This window comes from Paenibacillus sp. LC231, from assembly GCF_001860525.1.
Taxonomy (GTDB): domain Bacteria; phylum Bacillota; class Bacilli; order Paenibacillales; family Paenibacillaceae; genus Paenibacillus_AQ.
In genome coordinates this window covers 117,094-136,201 of record NZ_JFOM01000053.1, presented here as the reverse complement: position 1 = coordinate 136,201, position 19,108 = coordinate 117,094, and the positions used below count along the sequence as shown (strand labels likewise).

Annotated in this window: 13 protein-coding genes and 1 riboswitch; of the genes, 8 read left to right on the top strand and 5 right to left on the bottom strand. The window is 51.2% G+C overall.

Features of this window, described 5'->3' with window-relative positions:
- Positions 1 to 10: 10 nt before the first annotated feature.
- The 3 genes from AK95_RS27930 (at position 11) to AK95_RS27920 (ending at position 5,431) form a co-directional block, all read left to right on the top strand.
- Positions 11 to 1,711, top strand: a complete 1,701-nt coding sequence (locus AK95_RS27930) for an alpha-L-fucosidase (RefSeq protein ID WP_071223179.1) — start codon at positions 11 to 13, stop codon at positions 1,709 to 1,711.
- Between the two features lie 144 nt (positions 1,712 to 1,855).
- Positions 1,856 to 4,225 carry a helix-turn-helix domain-containing protein gene (locus AK95_RS27925; RefSeq protein WP_071223178.1) on the top strand — a complete coding sequence of 790 codons (2,370 nt, stop codon included), beginning with the start codon at positions 1,856 to 1,858 and terminating at the stop codon, positions 4,223 to 4,225.
- 33 nt (positions 4,226 to 4,258) lie between these two features.
- The gene (locus tag AK95_RS27920) at positions 4,259 to 5,431 is read left to right on the top strand and encodes a glycoside hydrolase family 88 protein (RefSeq protein WP_071223177.1); all 1,173 of its coding nucleotides are present in this window, start codon (positions 4,259 to 4,261) and stop codon (positions 5,429 to 5,431) included.
- A gap of 194 nt (positions 5,432 to 5,625) precedes the next feature.
- Here the strand turns inward: AK95_RS27920 and AK95_RS27915 are convergent, their stop codons facing one another.
- From AK95_RS27915 to AK95_RS27895, 5 genes are all read right to left on the bottom strand, one after another.
- A complete protein-coding gene (locus AK95_RS27915; protein WP_071223176.1) occupies positions 5,626 to 6,915 on the bottom strand; it encodes an ABC transporter substrate-binding protein in 1,290 nt (429 codons plus the stop codon).
- 160 nt (positions 6,916 to 7,075) lie between these two features.
- Positions 7,076 to 8,695 (bottom strand): response regulator transcription factor, encoded by a 1,620-nt coding sequence (locus AK95_RS27910; protein WP_071223175.1) that lies wholly within the window; start codon positions 8,693 to 8,695, stop codon positions 7,076 to 7,078.
- Entirely contained in the window at positions 8,670 to 10,463 is a 1,794-nt protein-coding gene (locus tag AK95_RS27905) for a cache domain-containing sensor histidine kinase (RefSeq protein ID WP_071223174.1), read from the bottom strand. Before AK95_RS27905 ends, AK95_RS27910 begins: the two co-directional genes overlap by 26 nt.
- 165 nt (positions 10,464 to 10,628) lie before the next feature.
- Positions 10,629 to 11,465: a carbohydrate ABC transporter permease gene (locus AK95_RS27900; RefSeq protein ID WP_071223173.1), complete on the bottom strand. Its 837-nt coding sequence runs from the start codon at positions 11,463 to 11,465 to the stop codon at positions 10,629 to 10,631.
- Positions 11,462 to 12,427, bottom strand: coding sequence for a carbohydrate ABC transporter permease (locus AK95_RS27895; RefSeq protein WP_071223172.1), 966 nt, complete (start codon positions 12,425 to 12,427; stop codon positions 11,462 to 11,464). Before AK95_RS27895 ends, AK95_RS27900 begins: the two co-directional genes overlap by 4 nt.
- 232 nt (positions 12,428 to 12,659) lie before the next feature.
- Between AK95_RS27895 and AK95_RS27890 the strand changes: the two genes are divergently transcribed.
- From AK95_RS27890 to AK95_RS27870, 5 genes are all read left to right on the top strand, one after another.
- Positions 12,660 to 13,427: a hypothetical protein gene (locus tag AK95_RS27890; RefSeq protein ID WP_235613238.1), complete on the top strand. Its 768-nt coding sequence runs from the start codon at positions 12,660 to 12,662 to the stop codon at positions 13,425 to 13,427.
- Between the two features lie 168 nt (positions 13,428 to 13,595).
- A riboswitch (ZMP/ZTP riboswitch) is annotated at positions 13,596 to 13,677 on the top strand.
- A 60-nt stretch (positions 13,678 to 13,737) separates the two neighbouring features.
- Complete coding sequence (locus AK95_RS27885; RefSeq protein WP_071223170.1) at positions 13,738 to 14,349, top strand: DJ-1/PfpI family protein; 612 nt, start codon at positions 13,738 to 13,740, stop codon at positions 14,347 to 14,349.
- Positions 14,350 to 14,664: 315 nt separating this feature from the next.
- Positions 14,665 to 16,911: a helix-turn-helix domain-containing protein gene (locus tag AK95_RS27880; protein WP_071223169.1), complete on the top strand. Its 2,247-nt coding sequence runs from the start codon at positions 14,665 to 14,667 to the stop codon at positions 16,909 to 16,911.
- Between the two features lie 302 nt (positions 16,912 to 17,213).
- Positions 17,214 to 18,185, top strand: a complete 972-nt coding sequence (locus AK95_RS27875) for an ABC transporter permease (RefSeq protein ID WP_253300292.1) — start codon at positions 17,214 to 17,216, stop codon at positions 18,183 to 18,185.
- Between the two features lie 10 nt (positions 18,186 to 18,195).
- A complete protein-coding gene (locus AK95_RS27870; protein ID WP_071223167.1) occupies positions 18,196 to 19,092 on the top strand; it encodes a carbohydrate ABC transporter permease in 897 nt (298 codons plus the stop codon).
- The last annotated feature ends 16 nt before the right edge of the window (positions 19,093 to 19,108 follow it).

The following is a 19,108-nucleotide window of genomic DNA, read 5'->3' as shown; positions in this document are numbered from 1 at the left end:
GAGGAGAACGATGGCTGACTCATTAGATATCGTAACGCAAAGCAAGAGCCGGATGCAGTGGTGGAAGGATGCCAAATTCGGCATGTTCATCCACTGGGGGGTATATTCGCTGCTCGGCAAAGGGGAGTGGGTCATGTATGCCAACAAAATTCCGGTAAAGGAATATGAAAAACTCGCCAAGGAATTTAATCCGATGCAGTTTGATGCCAAGGCTTGGGTCAATTGCGCCAAAAGGGCAGGCATGAAATATATCGTCATCACAGCCAAACATCACGATGGCTTCGCCATGTACCATTCACGGACGGACCCGTTCAATATCATGGATGCTTCTCCATTCGGCCGGGATCCGTTGAAGGAATTATCCGAGGCTTGCAGGGAGGAAGGAATCCGGCTCTGTTTCTACTATTCCCATGTCATTGATTGGCATCATCCGCATGCTCTTCACGATACGTTTAACAATCTATGGGACTATGAGCTGGAGAAGAAGGCGTTCTTTCGTTACTGGAACCATAAAGCGAAGGGACAAGTGCGTGAGCTGCTGACGGAATATGGTCCGGTCGGGCTGCTCTGGTTCGATACATCCGGGGGATTGTCGAAGAAGGAGAGCGAAGCGATGGTAAACATGATCCGCGAGCTTCAACCCGATTGCCTGATTAACAGCAGGGTAAGCCATTGGCCTGATTTCGGTGACTATCAATCCAAGGGTGACAACGAAATCCCGATGCAAGGCGAGGAAACGCGGGAATGGGAGACGCCGATGACCTTAAATCAATCGTGGGGGTACAGCACCAAGGATCAAGTGTGGAAATCCACGGATGCTCTGATCCGAAAGTTGGTGCATATCGTAAGCAAGGGAGGGAACCTGCTGCTTAATGTCGGCCCGACGGAAACAGGCGTGATTCCGGCGAAGTCGGTTGAACGCCTGGAGGAAGTGGGTGCCTGGCTTGAGCGAAATGGCGAGGCGGTATACGGCACAAGTGCAAGCACGTTCCCTTATGAGCTGGAATGGGGAGCGGTTACGGTAAAAGAGAATACGCTCTTCCTGCATGTGTACAATCGCTTTTGGCCTGCGGAAGAATTGGTATTGAACGGTGTAAGAAATACGGTTAGCAAAGCATATCTGCTCACGGATCCCAGCACATGTCTTCCTGTGCACCAGAGCTATCGGCCGGAAACTGACCATCACGAGATGCGGATCCGCTTGCCTGAACTTCCGCCAGAAGACCATGTATCGGTTATTGCATTGGAACTCGAGGGAAGGATCGATGTAGATCAGGGTTTTATCCAACAGGCGAACGGCGCTGTTAAGTTGGATCTTGTACTGTCGGAAATAACGACAGGCAACGGGATGAACGAGGCCCAGTGGACCTTCAAGGCAGCGTCGTCCGGCATATATGAAGTCTACCTCGTCAATTTCAAGAAATCCGATGCCGTTTGGGAACAGGAATATGATCATGAAGTCACCGTACGGGCAGCAGGACAGACGATTGCTTATATTCCCCGAGAGGATAAAGTCGTCAGCGACTCCATTTCTTGTCAGCATCCGTACACCGAGATACATTCAACGATCGGGCGGATCGTAATAGAGAATCCGGGCACGTATGCGTTGACCTTATCGAGCAAGCTTGCGAAGCCGAAACCTTTTGGACCGGAAATTTGGCAGGCAGCTGCCGTGAAGCTTCGTTCCGTGCGATTAGTTCAGGTGCTTTAAATACCCCGCTGTTCCCAAAATGGAAACATTCCTTATCACGGGGGCTTCTCTCTTGGGTGACCGAATGGATTAAAGGGTTTGCTGGTCCGTTCGGCGAAGGATTCAAGAAATAGGTTTCCATACATTTTCTTGGAGGAATGCGACATGATCTCGATACCCGGCCTTCTTCCCGGCAAGCGAAAGAGCAGCCGGGGACGCGTCTTGAAAACCATGATCGTTTCGTATATGCTCATCCTTTTGTTGCCTATGACCGTGGGGCTTTTTCTATATGGACGGGTGGAAAACGTGATGGAAAACAATGCGGAACGATCAAATTCGGCGATGCTGGAGCAGCTGCGGCTTTCCGTGGACAGCAAGCTTAAAGAAGTGGATATTTTGGCTAAGCAAATCATGTTTAACTCTAAACTAACTTATTTGCTGAATCTTGATCGGCACGATCAAGGAGGGGCGTACCGCCAGGTAGAATTCGTCCGCGATTACTTAAATCGCTATCAATCTTTTGTAAGCGGATTCGTAAGAGACTACTATGTTCATCTGCAGGCCGGAGACGTCATCCTGAAGCCTGGATTGCGGACGGATGCCAGAACCTTTTACGAGAAGTATTACCGGTTTGAGCATATGGACTTTGAATCATGGAAGCGTACGATGCTTGGCAGCTACCACAACAAGGCATTCCTGCCCTCCGATGTGCTGCTGCAGAACCCGAACCAAGGAAATGGCAACCCGGCGGATGTGATTACCTATGCGCAATCCCTTCCACTTCATGACGTGTCCAATATCCGCGGAACGCTGGTTATTATGATCGATGGACAGCAGCTTCAAGAGATGTTCCGCCAAATCGAGTCCGCCAACGACAGCGAGATTTATATCCTCGATAAGGAACGGGGCGTGATTGCAAGCTCGTCGGGCTCGGGGCTGTCCGCGCAGGTGACGGAAAGATTGGCCGGTCCGTCGGGATTGTTCAAGACAGCATTAAATGGCACGGACAGCATGGTAACCTTTACGGAATCCAAGGAGGCCGGCTGGCAATATGTGTCCGTCATGCCGATGGGCAGTGTCATGGAACGAGTAGCACAACTGAAGAGAATGGCGCTGACGGTGTTTGTCGTATCGCTTGTCGCAGGAGCGGCCGTTGCTTGTTGGTTTGCATACCGACAATACAGTCCCGTCAAACGGGTGGTGGATGCCATTCTTCAAGGAAAGCCGATTCAGGATAAGCCGGCCGCGAACGAATATGATTTCATATTGCAAACGATCGAAGGCTCGCTCGTTGAGCAGCGGCATCTGAGGGAGCGACTGTTCAGGCAGACGCCCGTCATCCGCGCTGATTTTCTGTCAAGGCTCATTCGGGGGTACATCGATCCGGATCATGCAGGGGATCAAGGGGGTCCGACATTAGCGACCATGGGCATCCGCTTCGAGTCCGACAAGTTTGCCGTAATCATTGTTCAAGCCGTGGATATTACAAGGTTGTCGCCGGAGCCATCCGAGCAAGGTTGGACGCAAATTCGGTTTATTATCTCGAATATCGGCACGGATATCGCAAATTCGGGTCACCAGGGATTCGCCGTCGATATGGAACGCGACCGGGTAGCGATCCTGGTTAATTTCCATCCGGTTGAGGAGGCGGAAGCCGAGCTCTTTCTTCATGAGATTGCAGAGCGATTGCTCCGGGTACTGGAGGACCGTTTCCATATTTCCGTGACGATTGCCGTCAGCAGCGTACACACAGGAAACGGAACGATCGGCAGCGCTTATCTCGAAGCCATGGCCGCCCTGGATTACCGTATGTTCAGCGGAAGAAATTCGATCATTCACTTCGGGCATGTTCGCGACATCAAGCATCATTATTACTATCCGATCGAATTCGAGACGCAGCTTGTCAACCATGTGAGAGGCGGCGATACGGAAAATGTCGCTAAGCTGCTGGACAATATTTATACGATGAACTTTAAATCGGCGGGGATGACCCCGGAACTGGGAAGATGCTTGTTCTTCAATATCATTAGCACCTTTCTGAAAATACTGAACTTGACGAACACGGATCATGAAAGCCTGCTGGGCCCGAGCTTTGATCCCGTAAAACACATATTCGGTTGTTCCACAAGTGATGAAATGCAGGCCGAGACCAAGCGGTTATATGACAAACTGACCTGTCTCTTTCATACGGAGCATAGCGATCACAGCATCCAGCTGCAGCAGGATATGATGGCATTCATCGACAGGAATTTAACCGATTATAATTTAGGACTTGGCATGATTGCCGACCATTTCGGCATGACGCCGCAGTATATCTCGAGTTTCTTCAAAAAGATGAATCGATGCAATATCACCGATTATATTACCCGTGCGAGGATTGAGAAGGCGAAGACATTGATGGAGCAATCGGAACTGACCAATGCGCAGCTGGCCCAACTGGTCGGCTATACCAATGATGTTGTGTTCATCCGGGCATTCAAGAAATTGGAGGGGGTGACCCCTGGCAAATATCGGGTGAGCGCAAGCGGGCAGTAACGCTTAAACGAGGAGAGGAGTGGCCAATTAGCCATGGAAGCGATCCGGGAACCTTTAAAATACGGCGAGGCAACGATATGGACGCGGCAAAGGACCGAAGCCGCCATCGAATTCGTGCTGGATAAGATCGATGAGAATTTAGACACATTTTCGGACCATTTTCCATCTCCTGCAAGCCGCAATCATATTTATGAGCCAATCGGCAATACGGAATGGACATCGTCCTTCTGGACCGGAATGCTGTGGCTTGCTTATGAGGTCACGGGGGAAACGAAGTACCGGTCGATAGCGGAGCTTCAGCTCCACAGCTATAAGGAGCGCGTGGAGCAGCGCATCGCCACGGAGACGCATGATCTGGGATTTTTGTATTCCCTGTCCTGCGTTGCCGCTTATAAGCTGACCGGGAATGAAGAAGCGAGACGGATTGCCTTGGCCGCAGCAGACCTGCTGATGGAGCGGTATTTCGAGAAAGCCGGGATCATTCAGGCTTGGGGCAAGCTAGACAGGCCGTCACAGCGCGGCCGAATGATCATCGACTGCTGCATGAATTTGCCTTTGCTCTATTGGGCGACGGAGGAAACCCGCAAACCGGAGTATCGGCGCGCCGCCATAAGCCATGCACAGCAATCCGCTCGATATTTGATCCGCGAGGATTCCTCAACGTATCACACGTATTATATGGATGTCGAGAGCGGAGAACCAAGGTTTGGGCAAACGTCCCAAGGATATGCGGATCATTCGTGCTGGTCCCGCGGTCAGGCCTGGGCCATTTACGGTATGCCGCTCAGTTATGCCTATACGAAGGAAGAAACACGGCTGCATGATGCCGAGCGAGTCACGAATTACTATTTGAATCGGCTGCCGGAGGATGATGTGTGCTATTGGGATTTGATATTCACCGAAGGGCAGGAAGAGAGGGACAGCTCGGCAGCCGCCATATCGGTATGCGGAATGCTGGAGCTGGCCAAGCATGTACCGCTCTCGCATCCGCAGCGCCGTACATACGAGAACGCGGCACTGCGCATCCTGGCGTCTTTAAGCGATGGATATACGACGGCAACGCTCCCTGAATCCAACGGCATTCTGCAGCATGCGGTCTACGGAAAGCCGCTTGGCAACGGCATCGACGAATGCTGCATTTGGGGGGACTATTTCTATTTCGAGGCGTTGGTGAGGGTCTTTAAAGATTGGGATATGTACTGGTGAATGACGTGAGTCCATATTCAAAAGACAGTTATACAGGCAGAACGAATTGCAGACGATTTTTTGCGAGATGCTACTCAGATTTGTAAAAATAAAAACGAGAAAAAAGCACCCGATTCCTTCAGGTGCTTTTTGGCGTGCCACCGCTTCGATGACGGTTTCTATCCAAAATTATAGCAGCAGCTTTTCGGCATGGATTACTCCAGGCTTTTGCTCAATTTGACAATCTGGTCCCAGCCCTCGTCGATGCTGAGTTTACCGAACATGATCGACTGCGTGATGTTGTCGTACTCCTTCGTGAAGTTGGCCCAGCCGCCCTTATTCCCGGGGCCGGGGTCAAACGCGGCGCCGTCCTTGGACACCTCGTTGATTAGTCTCAGGGAGCTTTTATCGACGTCCGTAAATTTGGGCTGGAGCGTATCGGCTACGGTTTTGTTGACCGGAATCCCGCGTGAGGTACCCAAAATTTCTCCGGCTTCCTCGCTGTTGACGAACCAGTCGATGAACTTCTTCGCTTCCTCTTTATATTGGCTGTTGGGACTGACGCTCCAGTACATGGAGGCTTTCAGCCAGCCGCCCGCCTGCGTTCCCCTCGGCTGGGCCGTTAACGCCATCACGCCGGGTTTTAAGGCATCCGTTCCGCCGAACTCCGCGGCATGCGCGCCTCGAAGCAGAATCTTCTCCTGGATGAGCAGGTCCATTTGTGCGTCCTGCGCTTTATCCGATACGGTTACGTCAGGGGGGGTCACGAGGTTGTCCTTGCGCAGCTCCGCCCATTTGTTCATCCAATCCTTCCAGGTAGCCTCGTCATAATGGAATTTTCCGTCCTTGCTCATGGAAAAGCCTTTGCCCATGCTCAGCTGATACGACATATAGAAGGCGCCGTCCGCGGTAAGGTCCCGCGTGAGGTATTGGTCCTTGGCCAGCCTTGGCTTCAGGTCGCGCGCCATGGCAAAAAATTCGTCCCATGTCTTCGGCGGCTGAACGCCGAGGCTGTCCATCATCGTCTTGTTGTACACCATGCCCCAGGCATTGTTGCCGAGCGGCATCGCGTACAGTTTGCCCTGGTAGGTGCCTGTCTCGAGCAGCACCTTATCGATATCGTCCGCCGGAATGGAGGCGAGATCCTCCAGCCGTCCGCTGGACGCCCAATCGTTGAACCAGGCGGCATCCATTTGGAAAATATCCGGCGTGTTTTTCCCCGCCGACTGGGTCGACAGCTTGTCTTGATACCCGTCGAACGACTGATACTCAGGTTCGAACGTAATGCCCGGGTGCTTTTCAGAGTACAAATCAAGCGCTTTCAAAGTTGCGTCATGCCGGGCCTGAGAGCCCCACCACATGATCCGGAGCTTGATGGATTTGCCGTCTCCCGACTCCACGGATCCGGCTTCTTCCTTCTTGATCCCGCTGCAGGCGGATAGAACCAGGGACAGTGACAGCACGGCCGCTGCGCCGACGGCGAGACGGTGCCAAGATTTTCTCATCGGATGAACCTCCCTTAAATAACGAATCTTCTTCTTCCTTTACCGTACCAAGTCCAAGGCTCTTCTCGTAGGGGACAAATCAACAAATCATTTCAGTATTTTACGATGATCGAATGATGGGGGAGATGCTCAGACGCCAGGAATAAACGCGACCCTTCGTTTAGGCCTTGTGGAACTCGGTGGGACTGCGTCCGGTATGCTTTTTGAACAGGGTGGTAAAGTACGGAACATTCCGGTAACCGACCCGCTCGGCGATTTCGGCGATCAGCAGCTTTTTCTCAAGCACCATGCTCTTGGCTTTTTCCATTCGAACCCTGGTTAGATAATCGCCAAAGGTTTCGCCTGTAAACTGGCGGAATAAGGTGCTGAGATAGTTTTTGGAGATATAAACCTGATCGGCCACATCCTGAAGATGGATGTTCTCGGCGTAATGCTCATGAATGTATTGGATGATATAATCGACCGTTTCCTTATGCTTGAGGTTTTCATTGGGCGTGTAACGCGAACAGATTCGTTTCACTTTTTCCGCTACCCATGCTTTCCACTGCTGGGCATCTTCCAATTGCTCCTGTTCTTTGGTTAAGTCCGCGAGAGATAGCTCATCGTCAAGCCGAATGCCGGACTCGTACAGGGTAAAGGAGAGGATGGCGAACAGCTGGGTTCCGATGGCGGCAAGCTCATCGGGCTGGAGCTGAGCCGCGCCGCCGTCTTTGCGGAAGAAGTCGTCCAGCGCCAGCAGCGCCCTGGGCTCATCGAAGGTGCGCACGGCGTCGGTCATCTCCTGGAAAAATCGCACCGGCCGTACGTTCCGCGGCGCTGTACGCCGGAAGCCGCCTTCGCTATATACGTAGACCCAGGGATGGGCGACATTCGGTTCGTGCCGCTCGGCGAGTGCTTGAAACGCTTCTTCGGTGGAGTCGGAGATGGCAAGCCAGTCGTCCTTGCGAAGACCGGCACCGATGTGCAGCTTGACCTTGAGGAATCGATGCACGGACGAAATGATTCGCCCTGCCAGCGCCAGAACTTCCGAGCGGAACGCCTCTGTCGGCCAGGTGAGGGGCTTATACAGCAGTAGTGCCATGTGGTGACTGTGCAGCTCCAGGAAATAGCTGCGCAGCCCATCCTGCCCGGCCAGCTCTTCCACCGTATTGCCTACGGCGAAACGGAACAGGTGCCAGTCCCGGACGGAGATGCCTTCCATGCGTCCCTGGCGCTTGATTTCTAAGGCCAGCATCATGAATTGGGCATTCTTCCAGCCCAGCCGCTCCAGCATACGGGAGGGATCCGTCAGCGGGGAGGAGGTCCCTCCGATGAGGATGGATTTGCCCCATTCCCTTTCCAGATACGGCTCATACTCCATGAGTTGGTTTTGAAGCTCCCGCTCTCTGTTTTCCAGCGCACGGCGTTCCGCAAGCTCGCGGGTAACACGCTGCAGCACCTCGCGGATCGTGGTTGGTGAGGCCGGCTTGGGCAAATAATCGTCAACCTGAAGCCGAAGCGCCTTACGAGCGTAATCAAAATCCGAGTACCCGCTTAAAATGATGATTTTGCCGGCATACTGCTGCTTACGGAGCTGTTCGATCATGTCGAGACCGTTCATCACCGGCATGTAAATATCCGTGATGACGATGTCGGGTTGGCTTGTTTCAATCAGCCGAAGTCCTTCTTCACCATCCATGGCCTCCAAGACGAGCCGAACTCCGAGCTGCTCCCAGGGAATCAGCCGGGACATGCCGCCGAGCACTTGCCGGTCGTCATCCACGATAGCGATGGTCCACATGGTTTCCTCCCCCTTCCTGATCCTGATCCCACTGCTGATTTAGCCTTGGCAAATAGATCTCCGCTTCGGTGCCCGACGGATCGGTACGGTTTCGAAGCGAAACGCCAAAGGGCGGACCGAAATAAACCTGAATGCGCTCCGTCACGTTGCGGATGCCATATCCGCCCGTCGGATGGCGTTTGCGCGTTTTCCAGTCGGCACTCAGCCCGATGCCGTCGTCCCGAATCCGAATCCGGATGCCTCGGTCCTCTTCCGCGCAAGTCAGATGGATCCGGCCCTGGCGTTTGCCATGAAAACCGTGCATAACGGCATTTTCCACAAAGGGCTGCAGGGTCAGTTTCGGAATCATCAGCTGCCGCAAATCCTCCGGGCAATCGAAGTGCCATACCAATCCTTCACCCCACTTGAACTGTTGGATTTTCAGATAGCATTCAACGTGCAGAAGCTCTTCCTGAATCGAAATCATGGATTCACCGCCCGACAGTCCGATGCGGAACATCTGCCCCATCAGCTCGAGTACGTGGCTGATCTTCTCCTGTCCGGCTTCAAGCGCCATCCAGTTCAGCTGGTCCAGGGTATTGTAGAGAAAATGGGGGTTAATCATCGCTTGAAGCGCCTTGATCTCCGCTTCGCGCTGCGCTTTATAGTGCTGCTCCAGCGACGCATACAGCGTTTCGATCCGCTCGGTGAGCTTGCGGTAGCCGCTGAACAGGCTGCCGAATTCGTTGCGGTATTCCGTCGGCAGCGGCTGCCCGCCTTTCCCGGGATTGAACGCCTGCATCAGCTGAACCAGCTTCCGAATCGGCCGTGTGAAATTTCGGGAAAGGAACAACGTGAAGAACAGGGACAGCAATATGGCGGCGGCTCCAACCACGGCCATCGTCCACGCGAGGCGGACACTCCCGCTGGTGATTTCCTTCCAGGGCGTAAGCTCCACCAGCATCCAGCTGCCGGGGGACGTCCGTGACCACACGGTGAGCATGTCCTTCTCCGGGAGCGAGCCGGCGGCGGCCAACAACTGATGCGCATGGCCGGCGTCCCCGCTGACCCGCTCCAGGATGGCGTCGATTTCCCCGGGGGGCGGAGCAATCCGGGTGTGCATGATCATCCGGCCGCCGGAGTCGAGCAGCAGCCGACTGGCCGAGGAGTTGTCTTCCGTCAGAATTTCCTGCAAAAATTTAACCCGAACATTGATGATCAAAATTCCCCGGTTTACTCCGTCCAGCGTGGTGATTTTCCGGACGAAGCTGATCACCTGCTGCTTTCCCTGCGGCGAACCGACCTCGCGCTGGCCGATCCAGAGAAAATCGGATTTGTCGACGGCCGGATACCAGCTCTCTCCTCTGGCCGAGGCGAGCGGGAGGTATTGAATGTTGGCGTTGGGATCAACCTGAAGCGGATCTTTCATATAAATCTGAAAGGAAAACATGGAGCGCGAGCTGTTCAGCATCGGCGCCAAATAATCCCGGTTCAGCTCGTCGCTGGCTTTCTTGCGTGCATAATAATCTCCTTTCATCGTTATATAGTTGACCAGAGGGGAGTTGATGGACACGGCCAGCGAGGTTTGCTCCACAGCGCTCATCTGGTCGGTAAGCTGCTTGTTAAGCTGCTGCAGCACCGCCTGCTGGTACATGGAGGCGCTGTCCGCCTGCTCATCTGCCGAAAATCGATAGCTGACAATCATCATAATCGTGATGAGAACCGCGATAAAACCGGCAAAGCTGAAGAAAAAAACGTAATCGATGCGGAACGTGCGAAACGGATTCATGCGTTTTTCCCTCCCCTTGGAAGCCATGAGGACTCTGCATTCACGCTGCTGCCTCAATGTCCATGTTGGTTGGCGGAAGCCGGATGCTTGAACCTCTCCGTCTTGACCGCTGCCTGAAGAAGAGCTGAAAGAACACGGCACAGTATCCGTTTACCGCTCTGAAACTTAACCTTTCAGCCCGGTTGTGGCGATCCCTTCCACGAAATGCTTTTGCGCCAGAAAGAAAATGATCACCGGCGGGAGCACGGAGAGCAGGGATACGGCAAGCAGCTGCCCCCACGGAACGGCCGACTGGGAGTCGATGAACATCCTGAGCGCGAGCGGGACAGTATACTTGTCCACGGTATTCAGATAAATCAGCGGCCCAAAGTATTCGTCCCAGCCCCAAATAAACGAGAAGATCGTAACGGTGATGAGTGCCGGCAGGGTCAGCGGCATGATGATGCGCAGATAAATGCCGAACCAGGAGCAGCCGTCGATTTTCGCTGACTCATCGAGCTCCCGCGGAATGCCGCGGATGAATTGGACAATCAGGAAAATAAAGAAGGCTCCGCCCATGGCTGACGGGACGATCAGCGGCAGATAGGTATTGATCCAGTCGAAGGAATGGAACATCGTATACTGCGGGATGAGCGTGACCTGTCCCGGAAGCATCAGGGTCATGAGCAGGATGGAAAACCATAACCCCTTCAGCGGGAAGGTCAGCCTGGCGAAGCCGAAAGCCACCAGGCTGGCTGAAATGACATGAATGATTGTGGTCGCCACGTTGAGCATGAGGCTGTTCATAAAGAAGCGTGTAAATGTATACTTGGGCAGTGCCATCCAGCCTTCCGTATAATTTTGCCACAACCATACTTTAGGGAACAGGGTGGGTAGACTGATTTCCGGTGTTGATTTGAAGGAGGCTCCGATCCACCAAAGCACGGGATAAAACATCACGAAACAGAATGCAATCATCACTACATGGACCAGCCAGTTTTGTTTATTATGTGAACCTGTCATTTGCGGCCCTCCGTTTCGGTTTCGTAGAAGACCCAGTATTTGGACGCGACAAAATTAAGCGCCGTGGCGATGCCGATAATAACGAGCAATATCCAGGCCAGGGCCGAGGCGTAGCCCATCTGCAGGGATCCAAAGGCTTTATTGTACAGGAACAGGGCAAACATCTCGGTTGAATTGACCGGTCCTCCATTCGTGACAACAAAAGCCGATGTGAACATCTGGAATGCGTTGATGATGCCCATGATCAGATTAAACAGGATGACCGGGGATAACATGGGCAGGGTAATCCGGATGAACTTGCGGAGCGGCGAGGCCCCGTCCACGGAGGCGGCCTCATACAGCTCACTTGGGATTTGCTTGAGACCGGCAAGGAAAATAATCATCGATGAACCGAACTGCCAGGCCGTCAGCAGCACCAGGGTGCCGAGGGCGGTGGAGGGGGTGCCGATCCAGTTTTTGGGGGCGATCCCGACCCAAATCACGAGCTGATTAATGAAGCCGTTCAAACCGAAAATATTGCGCCACAGCACGGCCACCGCCAAGCTCCCGCCGATCAGAGAGGGCAGGTAAATGATGGTCCGGTAAAAGGATATGCCCCGGATGTTCCGGTTCAGCAGCAGGGCTACAGCCAGCGCGGCCAGCAGTTTCAGCGGCACGGAAGCGATCACGTACAGAAATGTCACCTTCAGCGAATTGAAGAAGAGCCGGTCGTGAGCGATATCCTGGTAGTTCTCAAGTCCGATCCAGCGGGCCGGCTCCAGCAGCGAATACTCGGTGAAGGATAAATAGAAGGACTGGATAATGGGCCACAGCTGTAAAATAAGAAAGCCCAGCAGCCAGGGAGCGATGAACAGGTAGCCGGCTAACGGAGCATTCCAGCGCCCTTTGAGTGTTTTGGCAACCGCTTTCATATTCTTGTCCAGCTTGGCCTTGCCCACCGGCTGTGCCGTTTGTGCATTCATGATTAATCACCTCTCGCCTATTGATAGCTTCCATTGTATCCTGATGAAAATCAGGCCTGTAGGCGAAAGATGTACAAATTCTTTCATTATTGAATGATTAATAAGTAAGTTCAGGAGAAAGTGAATACATGCCCGATAACAAGGTTGCCTAAGGTCAATCCATCTTGGCATCCCATTAAAGCAAACGGGCAGTTTAGTGGAATATATTATCCATTTATGGGTGATGAATTCCATGCTAAACTATTCTTTTGAATGTTTTACGCTACCAGGACAATTAAATGTTTCAGAAAGGAAGTCCCCTTTGCCCAAGCACATAAAGATTTACGTACTAATACTTATTATTTACATATTAATAAACGCTGCGATGTACAAACATTTGGAAAACCAATCATCTGTAAAATACAATGACCTCTATTCACTGTATCAGCAGAAGAACGACTCGGCATTTGTCTATTTAGTAAAGCACGCTTCTGAAATGAATCCGCTTGCTGACACTTTAATGGCAATTAGTGAGTCGAAGGAAAATGAAGATCCTGCTAAGATTCGGCAATTGATCGATAAGGCGAAGATCCAAGCGGAAGAAATCGATGAGCAACTGTTAACAATCATTGAATTTAGCGATACCTTCAGAAACAATGCTGTTCCTCAGCTTTCAGTTAATAATACGGCAATGACAACGAATATGCAGCAGGATATGTTTTATCTTGCAACTCAGGCAAGGACATGGCCACCGTTATACCATATAAGCTATTTGTATTGGAAGTCTAATCCTAAAACAATAGACGCCAAGACTAGAGAAACCTTGCGCTCATTGGCGACTGAGCTCCGCGCGTTAAACGAAACGATTACGTCGATTAAGGATGACGCACATCACATGTTTTTCCAAGATCAAATAGAGTCACATAAAGCGGAGATACTACGGCAGTTGAAACCACACCTTGAAAGAATGAAAAAGATCCAAGAGGGTTTTACAGGACATAATTCTCTCCAAGAGGACTAAGGATCGTCAACGGTTATGTTTTGATTACTGGCAGGGCATGGTTTCCTCAACTAACGGGAGATGTATGTCAATATACAAGGAGCAGTTTGCTGCGGCAGGTGCTCCTTCTTTACTTTAATCCATATATTTACAATGTGAACAAAGATCATGTATATTAAGTATTAAAAATCTGGTATGTGTGACTGGCGTAAAAGTGGATTGAACCACGAGGAAGCACATATTTTATATGCCGTACGCCTGGGCAAAGTGTTTGATCTTTTGATCAAGCGCTTTATTTATTTTTCAAGGAATGAAAGGACTGGTAGCGGCGATGAAAATAGCGTTTGTGTTATTCGATGGAATGACAAGCATGGACTTAGCTGGATTTTATGAAGCAGTGACCTGGCTAGCGATCCTGAAAGCGAAGGAAAACGTATCATGGACGTTTTGTGCAGACAGGCCGGAGATCACGGATGACCGGGGGCTTAAAATGAAGTCCGATGCGGTGTTGCCTAATTTAGGTGAATTTGATTTAGTGTTTTTCCCTGGGGGCTTATCAACCAGAACGCTTCGATTTGATGAGGATTTCATGAGCTGGGTTCGGACAGCGGAACTTGTACCGTATAAGATTTCTATTTGTACTGGGGCTTTGCTAATGGGCGCAGCTGGTTTCCTGAATGGGAAAAGGGCTACTACCAACTCATCAGCATATGATTTACTGGCTCCTTATTGTGCGGAAGTGATTTCTGCTCGTGTTGTGCGTGATGGTAATACGGTAACTGGTGCGGGGGTTACGGCTTCCATCGACTTGGGGCTATACTTGGTCGAAATGTTGACGACCAAGGAGACAGTTCTTCAAGTTCAGCAGAAGATGGAGTATCCATATTATAAAGCAGGTAACTTAAGAGACGTGTATATGCACTATTCTTCAAAAGGAGGATAAGATGATTGTTCGTGTTCTTCAAGCGCATGATCAGCCGGCTGTGCACTTGTTAAAAATCTATAAGAGGAGTACAAATAGTCTTTTCAAGATTATGTAACATAAAATCAAATAGTTTTTGAATTTGTTAACTCCCTTCATTGCTTTCAAATCACATATGTTTAATGACCACGTCCATGCTATGGAAGTCGTGATGCTTTAGACTTGTTTTTCTTCCGCTCTTTAAAAAAGTGTTGGTAAACTCCGCTCATTCTTCTATGATGAAATTACTTCAAATCGACGATGAGATAAGGAATTATTCGCTTTAGGGGGATGCCTATGGGAAGAAAAGCGTGGTTTTACCGTCAGCTTTTATCGTATATGCCGGTCTTCTTTATCGTGATTTCATTTGTGTTTTTTGTCTTTTTCCAGATGCTCGGGGAACAGTCTCGGCAAGGTGCGATTCAGGCAAATGAAACGATGATTCATCAGGCGATGCGTTCGGTGGACAACTCGCTGAAGGCCATCGATCAGCTGCTCGTGCAGGAATTGTTGTTCAACCCCGATATGTCGGGATTTTTCAATCATGAGGATCAGGACAACGTCTATTTGAACATGCAGGCGGTGAAGGCCATGAAGCAGTTCAAGGTGTCCAATCCGCTTGTGGATTCCATGGTGCTCGTGCGGACCCAGGATGAGTTCGTGTTGAGTACTTCGTCCTCGTTCAACTTGCAGGATTATGCGGATTATGACTTTCTCAAGCCTTATTTGGACCAGGTCAATAGTGAAGCAAAGTGGAGTGCGATGCGGAATTTCCGGGAGTTCAGCTTCAACAGTATGCAGCATGTGGTGACCCTGGTGCGAGATGCACCCTTCGTTACCCATGGGAAAGGCGTTATTGCCGTTAATATCAAGGTGGACGCCATACAAAACATGATTCAGGGCATGGTAAATCCCGATGTTAGTTTCATTCATATGAAGGATACGCAGGGGCAGTCCATGCTCCCCGGTACCTCCATGGCAGAGAGTGGGGAGCTTGTCTCCAAGGCGATTTCGCCTTATACCGGGTGGGTATATGAGGGAGGTCTTACCCAAGGCAGAGTGGTCGGTATCGTCAGCCAGCTGTACAATATCTGGTTTATTGTTGGCTTGCTCATGTGCGTTGCCGGGGTCGTCTGGATCGTAGTGGTTACGCGCCGAAACTATAAGCCGATTGAAGCCATCGTGTCCCGGATTCATAACTATTCACAGTCTAAAACGAGCGCGCTGATCCATAACAGCAAACAGGATGAGTTCGCATTTATCGAATCGGCACTCGAAAGTATGCTGGAACAGGCGAGCAGCTTTCAACAGCAGCATCGGGAGGATTTGCTGCTGCGCAGAGCGTATCTGTTCCAGCAGCTGATGGAGGGGCAGTACCCGTCCCATATGGAGCAGTGGAATGAGCAGCGGGACGTCATGGGACTGCCGGACTTGTCCGAATCACAGATCGTCAATGTCATCGAAATCGATAAATATCCATTGTTCTGCGAGCAGTACCCGCAGCAGGACCAGTATTTGATCAAATTTGCCCTCAAAAGCGTCGTTCAAGAAATTGCAGCCGGGCAGGAAACGAGTGCTTGGACAGAATGGATATCCGCTTCGAAGCTGGGCGTGATGACGATGGCGGATGACCAGGACGCAGCACAGCATGTGGTCACGCTGCTTGAGCAGACCCGCCAGTGGGTGGAGCAGCATCTGAAGCTGACCATAACCGTTGGTATGGGGGAGAAAACAGAGCGATATACGGATATCCCGGACTCCTATGATCAGGCACGCACCGCATTGAAATACAAAATGATCCTCGGTGAGAACCGAATCATTCATTACACCCAAGTATCCGGGGAGGAGCGGGGCCATGCCTTTGATTTCTTGAACCTGATCCGTTCGATGGCTCAATCCTTCCGGCTCGGCAACAGGGATTGGCAGGAGAAATACAATGCCCTCATCCTTAACATTGGACAAAACATGCTGGACCGGGACGGCGTGGTGAACCTGGTGGATTACATGATGTACTCGCTCGGACGTGAGATGTCGTGCATGGCAAAAGAATTTCAGGATTTGTGGCTGACAGAGGGGCAGCCTGCGTTACGGAACGCGCTTCAATCATCCGATACATTGGAGCAGCTGGAACAGGAGTTCGGGGAGGCTTTATCCGCTCTGTACGACAGTATGCTCGCTCTCATGGAGGGCCGGAATCATGCGGACACGATTCAGAAGGTGCGCTTGTTTATGGAGCAGAACTCGAGCAATCCGGATCTGTCTCTCAATTATTTAAGCGAACGCTTCAATATGAACTGGAAGACGCTGAGCAAGCTGTTCCGGGAGGAGACCGGCCAGAAATTCGTGGATTATTTAATTGAGCTGCGGATGAACCATGCCCGGAAGCTGCTCGAGGAGACCATGCTGCCTGTACAAGATATCGCGACCGAAGTTGGGTATTCCAATGCCATCTCGTTTGGCCGGATGTTTAAAAAGCTGATGGGGATGTCACCGGGGGATTACCGTGAGCAGGCTGCTTATAAGCAGCAGAATTACGGGAACTAACGATGCTTCTAACTGCTTCATGCGTACTGAATCAAGTAGAGAATCCTTCTGACCAGGTCATGCATATATAACCAAGCAAAAGAGTCCTGCGGATGAACCGTCCCGCGGGCTTTTTGCTGTAAACGGAGATAGGTTTAGCCACGGAAAAAGGTTTATACGCCCTTAAGGCCTGTCGGACCTTAAGTTCCCACTGTTCGCGGAAATACGTTGATTCGGAGAATCTTGTTTATTGATCGGAAGGTGTTGTCGGCCCTAGACTTGGGATCAACACAAAGCGAAGGAGGGTGACCCAAGTGGCTCGAATGAGCAGCGCAATCCCAGTACCTGCAGATGCACAGGCGCCAACGAATTTACCGCCAAACAAGCCTATGAACCGAACGAGGAAGAAGCTGATGAAGCACTGGCAATTCTATCTGCTCGTGTTCTTCCCGTTAGTCTACATCATCCTCTTCAAATACGTTCCGATGTTCGGCGTCTTGATTGCATTCAAGGAATACAACGTCGTACAGGGGATATTCGGCAGTCCCTGGGTAGGGTTCGATTATTTCAAGCAATTGTTCGATGCTCCGTTCTTCTGGCAGTATGTCCGCAACACGCTCGAGATTTCCCTGTACGGCCTGCTGGTCGGTTTCCCGGCCCCCATTCTGTTAGCGTTGGCACTGAATGAAATCCGAAACGGCCGCTTCAAGAAAACCGTCCAGATGGTGACATACGCGCCGTACTTCATATCAACGGTGGTCATCGTCTCGATTCTGATTGTGAACCTCTCGCCCAACACGGGGCTGATGAGCAATCTATTCCGGGCACTGGGGCTTGAGACCGTTGATTTCCTTGGCGTGCCGGAACTGTTTAAGTCAATCTATGTCTGGTCCGATGTGTGGCAGTTCACTGGTTACGGTGCCATCATCTATATTGCGGCCTTGGCGGGAGTCAACCCGGATCTGTATGAGGCGGCAAGAGTGGACGGGGCAACCCGGCTTCAAAAGATCATCAATATCGATATTCCCAGCTTGTTTCCGGTCATCGTCATTTTGCTCATATTGAACCTGGGCAATCTGATGAGTCTAGGCTTTGAGAAAATTTATCTTATGCAAAACCCGCTCAATCAGAACACGTCCGAAGTCATCTCTACCTATGTGTACAAGGTCGGCCTGCTCGGGGCCAACTTCAGCTTCTCCGCCGCCATCGGCCTGTTCAACTCCATTATCAATTTCATTCTGTTGGTCATCGTCAATTACGTATCCCGAAAAGTTTCATCCACAAGTCTATGGTAGGAGGTAGCGCATGAGCAGATCAACCGTACGGGAGTCCGCTGCAGACCGGATTTTCCTTGGTATCGTGTATTTGTTTCTGTCTGTCGTACTGATCGTCATCCTGTTTCCGCTGCTGCATATTGTAAGCGCATCCTTTAGCTCTCCGGGCGCAGTGTCCTCGGGCAAAGTGTGGCTGTGGCCGGTGGATGTGACCCTGATCGGCTACAAAGCGGTATTCCAAAATTCCAACATTCTGATCGGGTTTGGCAACTCGCTGTTCTATGCCGTTGTCGGCACGATCGTGAATGTCGCATTCACCGTGATGCTTGCCTATCCGCTCGCCCGCAAAACGTTTTACGTTCGCAACATCATCATGATGCTGCTGGTGTTCACGATGTTTTTTGACGGCGGGCTCATTCCGAACTATCTTCTTGTGAAGTCGCTCGGCATGCTCGATACGCGTTGGGCCATGATTATACCGGGGGCGCTAGCCGTGTTTCAGGTCATCATCGCCAGAACCTTTTTTCAGACAACGATTCCGGATGAATTGGCCGAAGCGGCCGAGATGGACGGGAGCAGCGATATTACCTTTTTCCTTAAAATCGTCCTTCCGCTATCGAAGCCGATTTTGGCCGTGCTCGCACTCATGTATGCCGTTGGCCATTGGAACTCCTATTTTAACGCCTTGATTTATTTGAAGGACAGCAGCCTGTTTCCGCTTCAGATCTTCCTGAGGGATATTCTGATCCTGAATTCCGTCAGCGCCGAAATGGTGACGAACGTCAACGAACTGCTGGTCCGTGAAGGGCTGAAGGATTTGCTGAAGTATTCGCTGATCGTGGTGGCAAGCGCCCCGGTATTGATCATTTACCCGTTTGTGCAGAAGTATTTTGTCAAAGGCGTAATGATCGGTTCTTTAAAAGGGTGATTCTTATTCCGTGAAG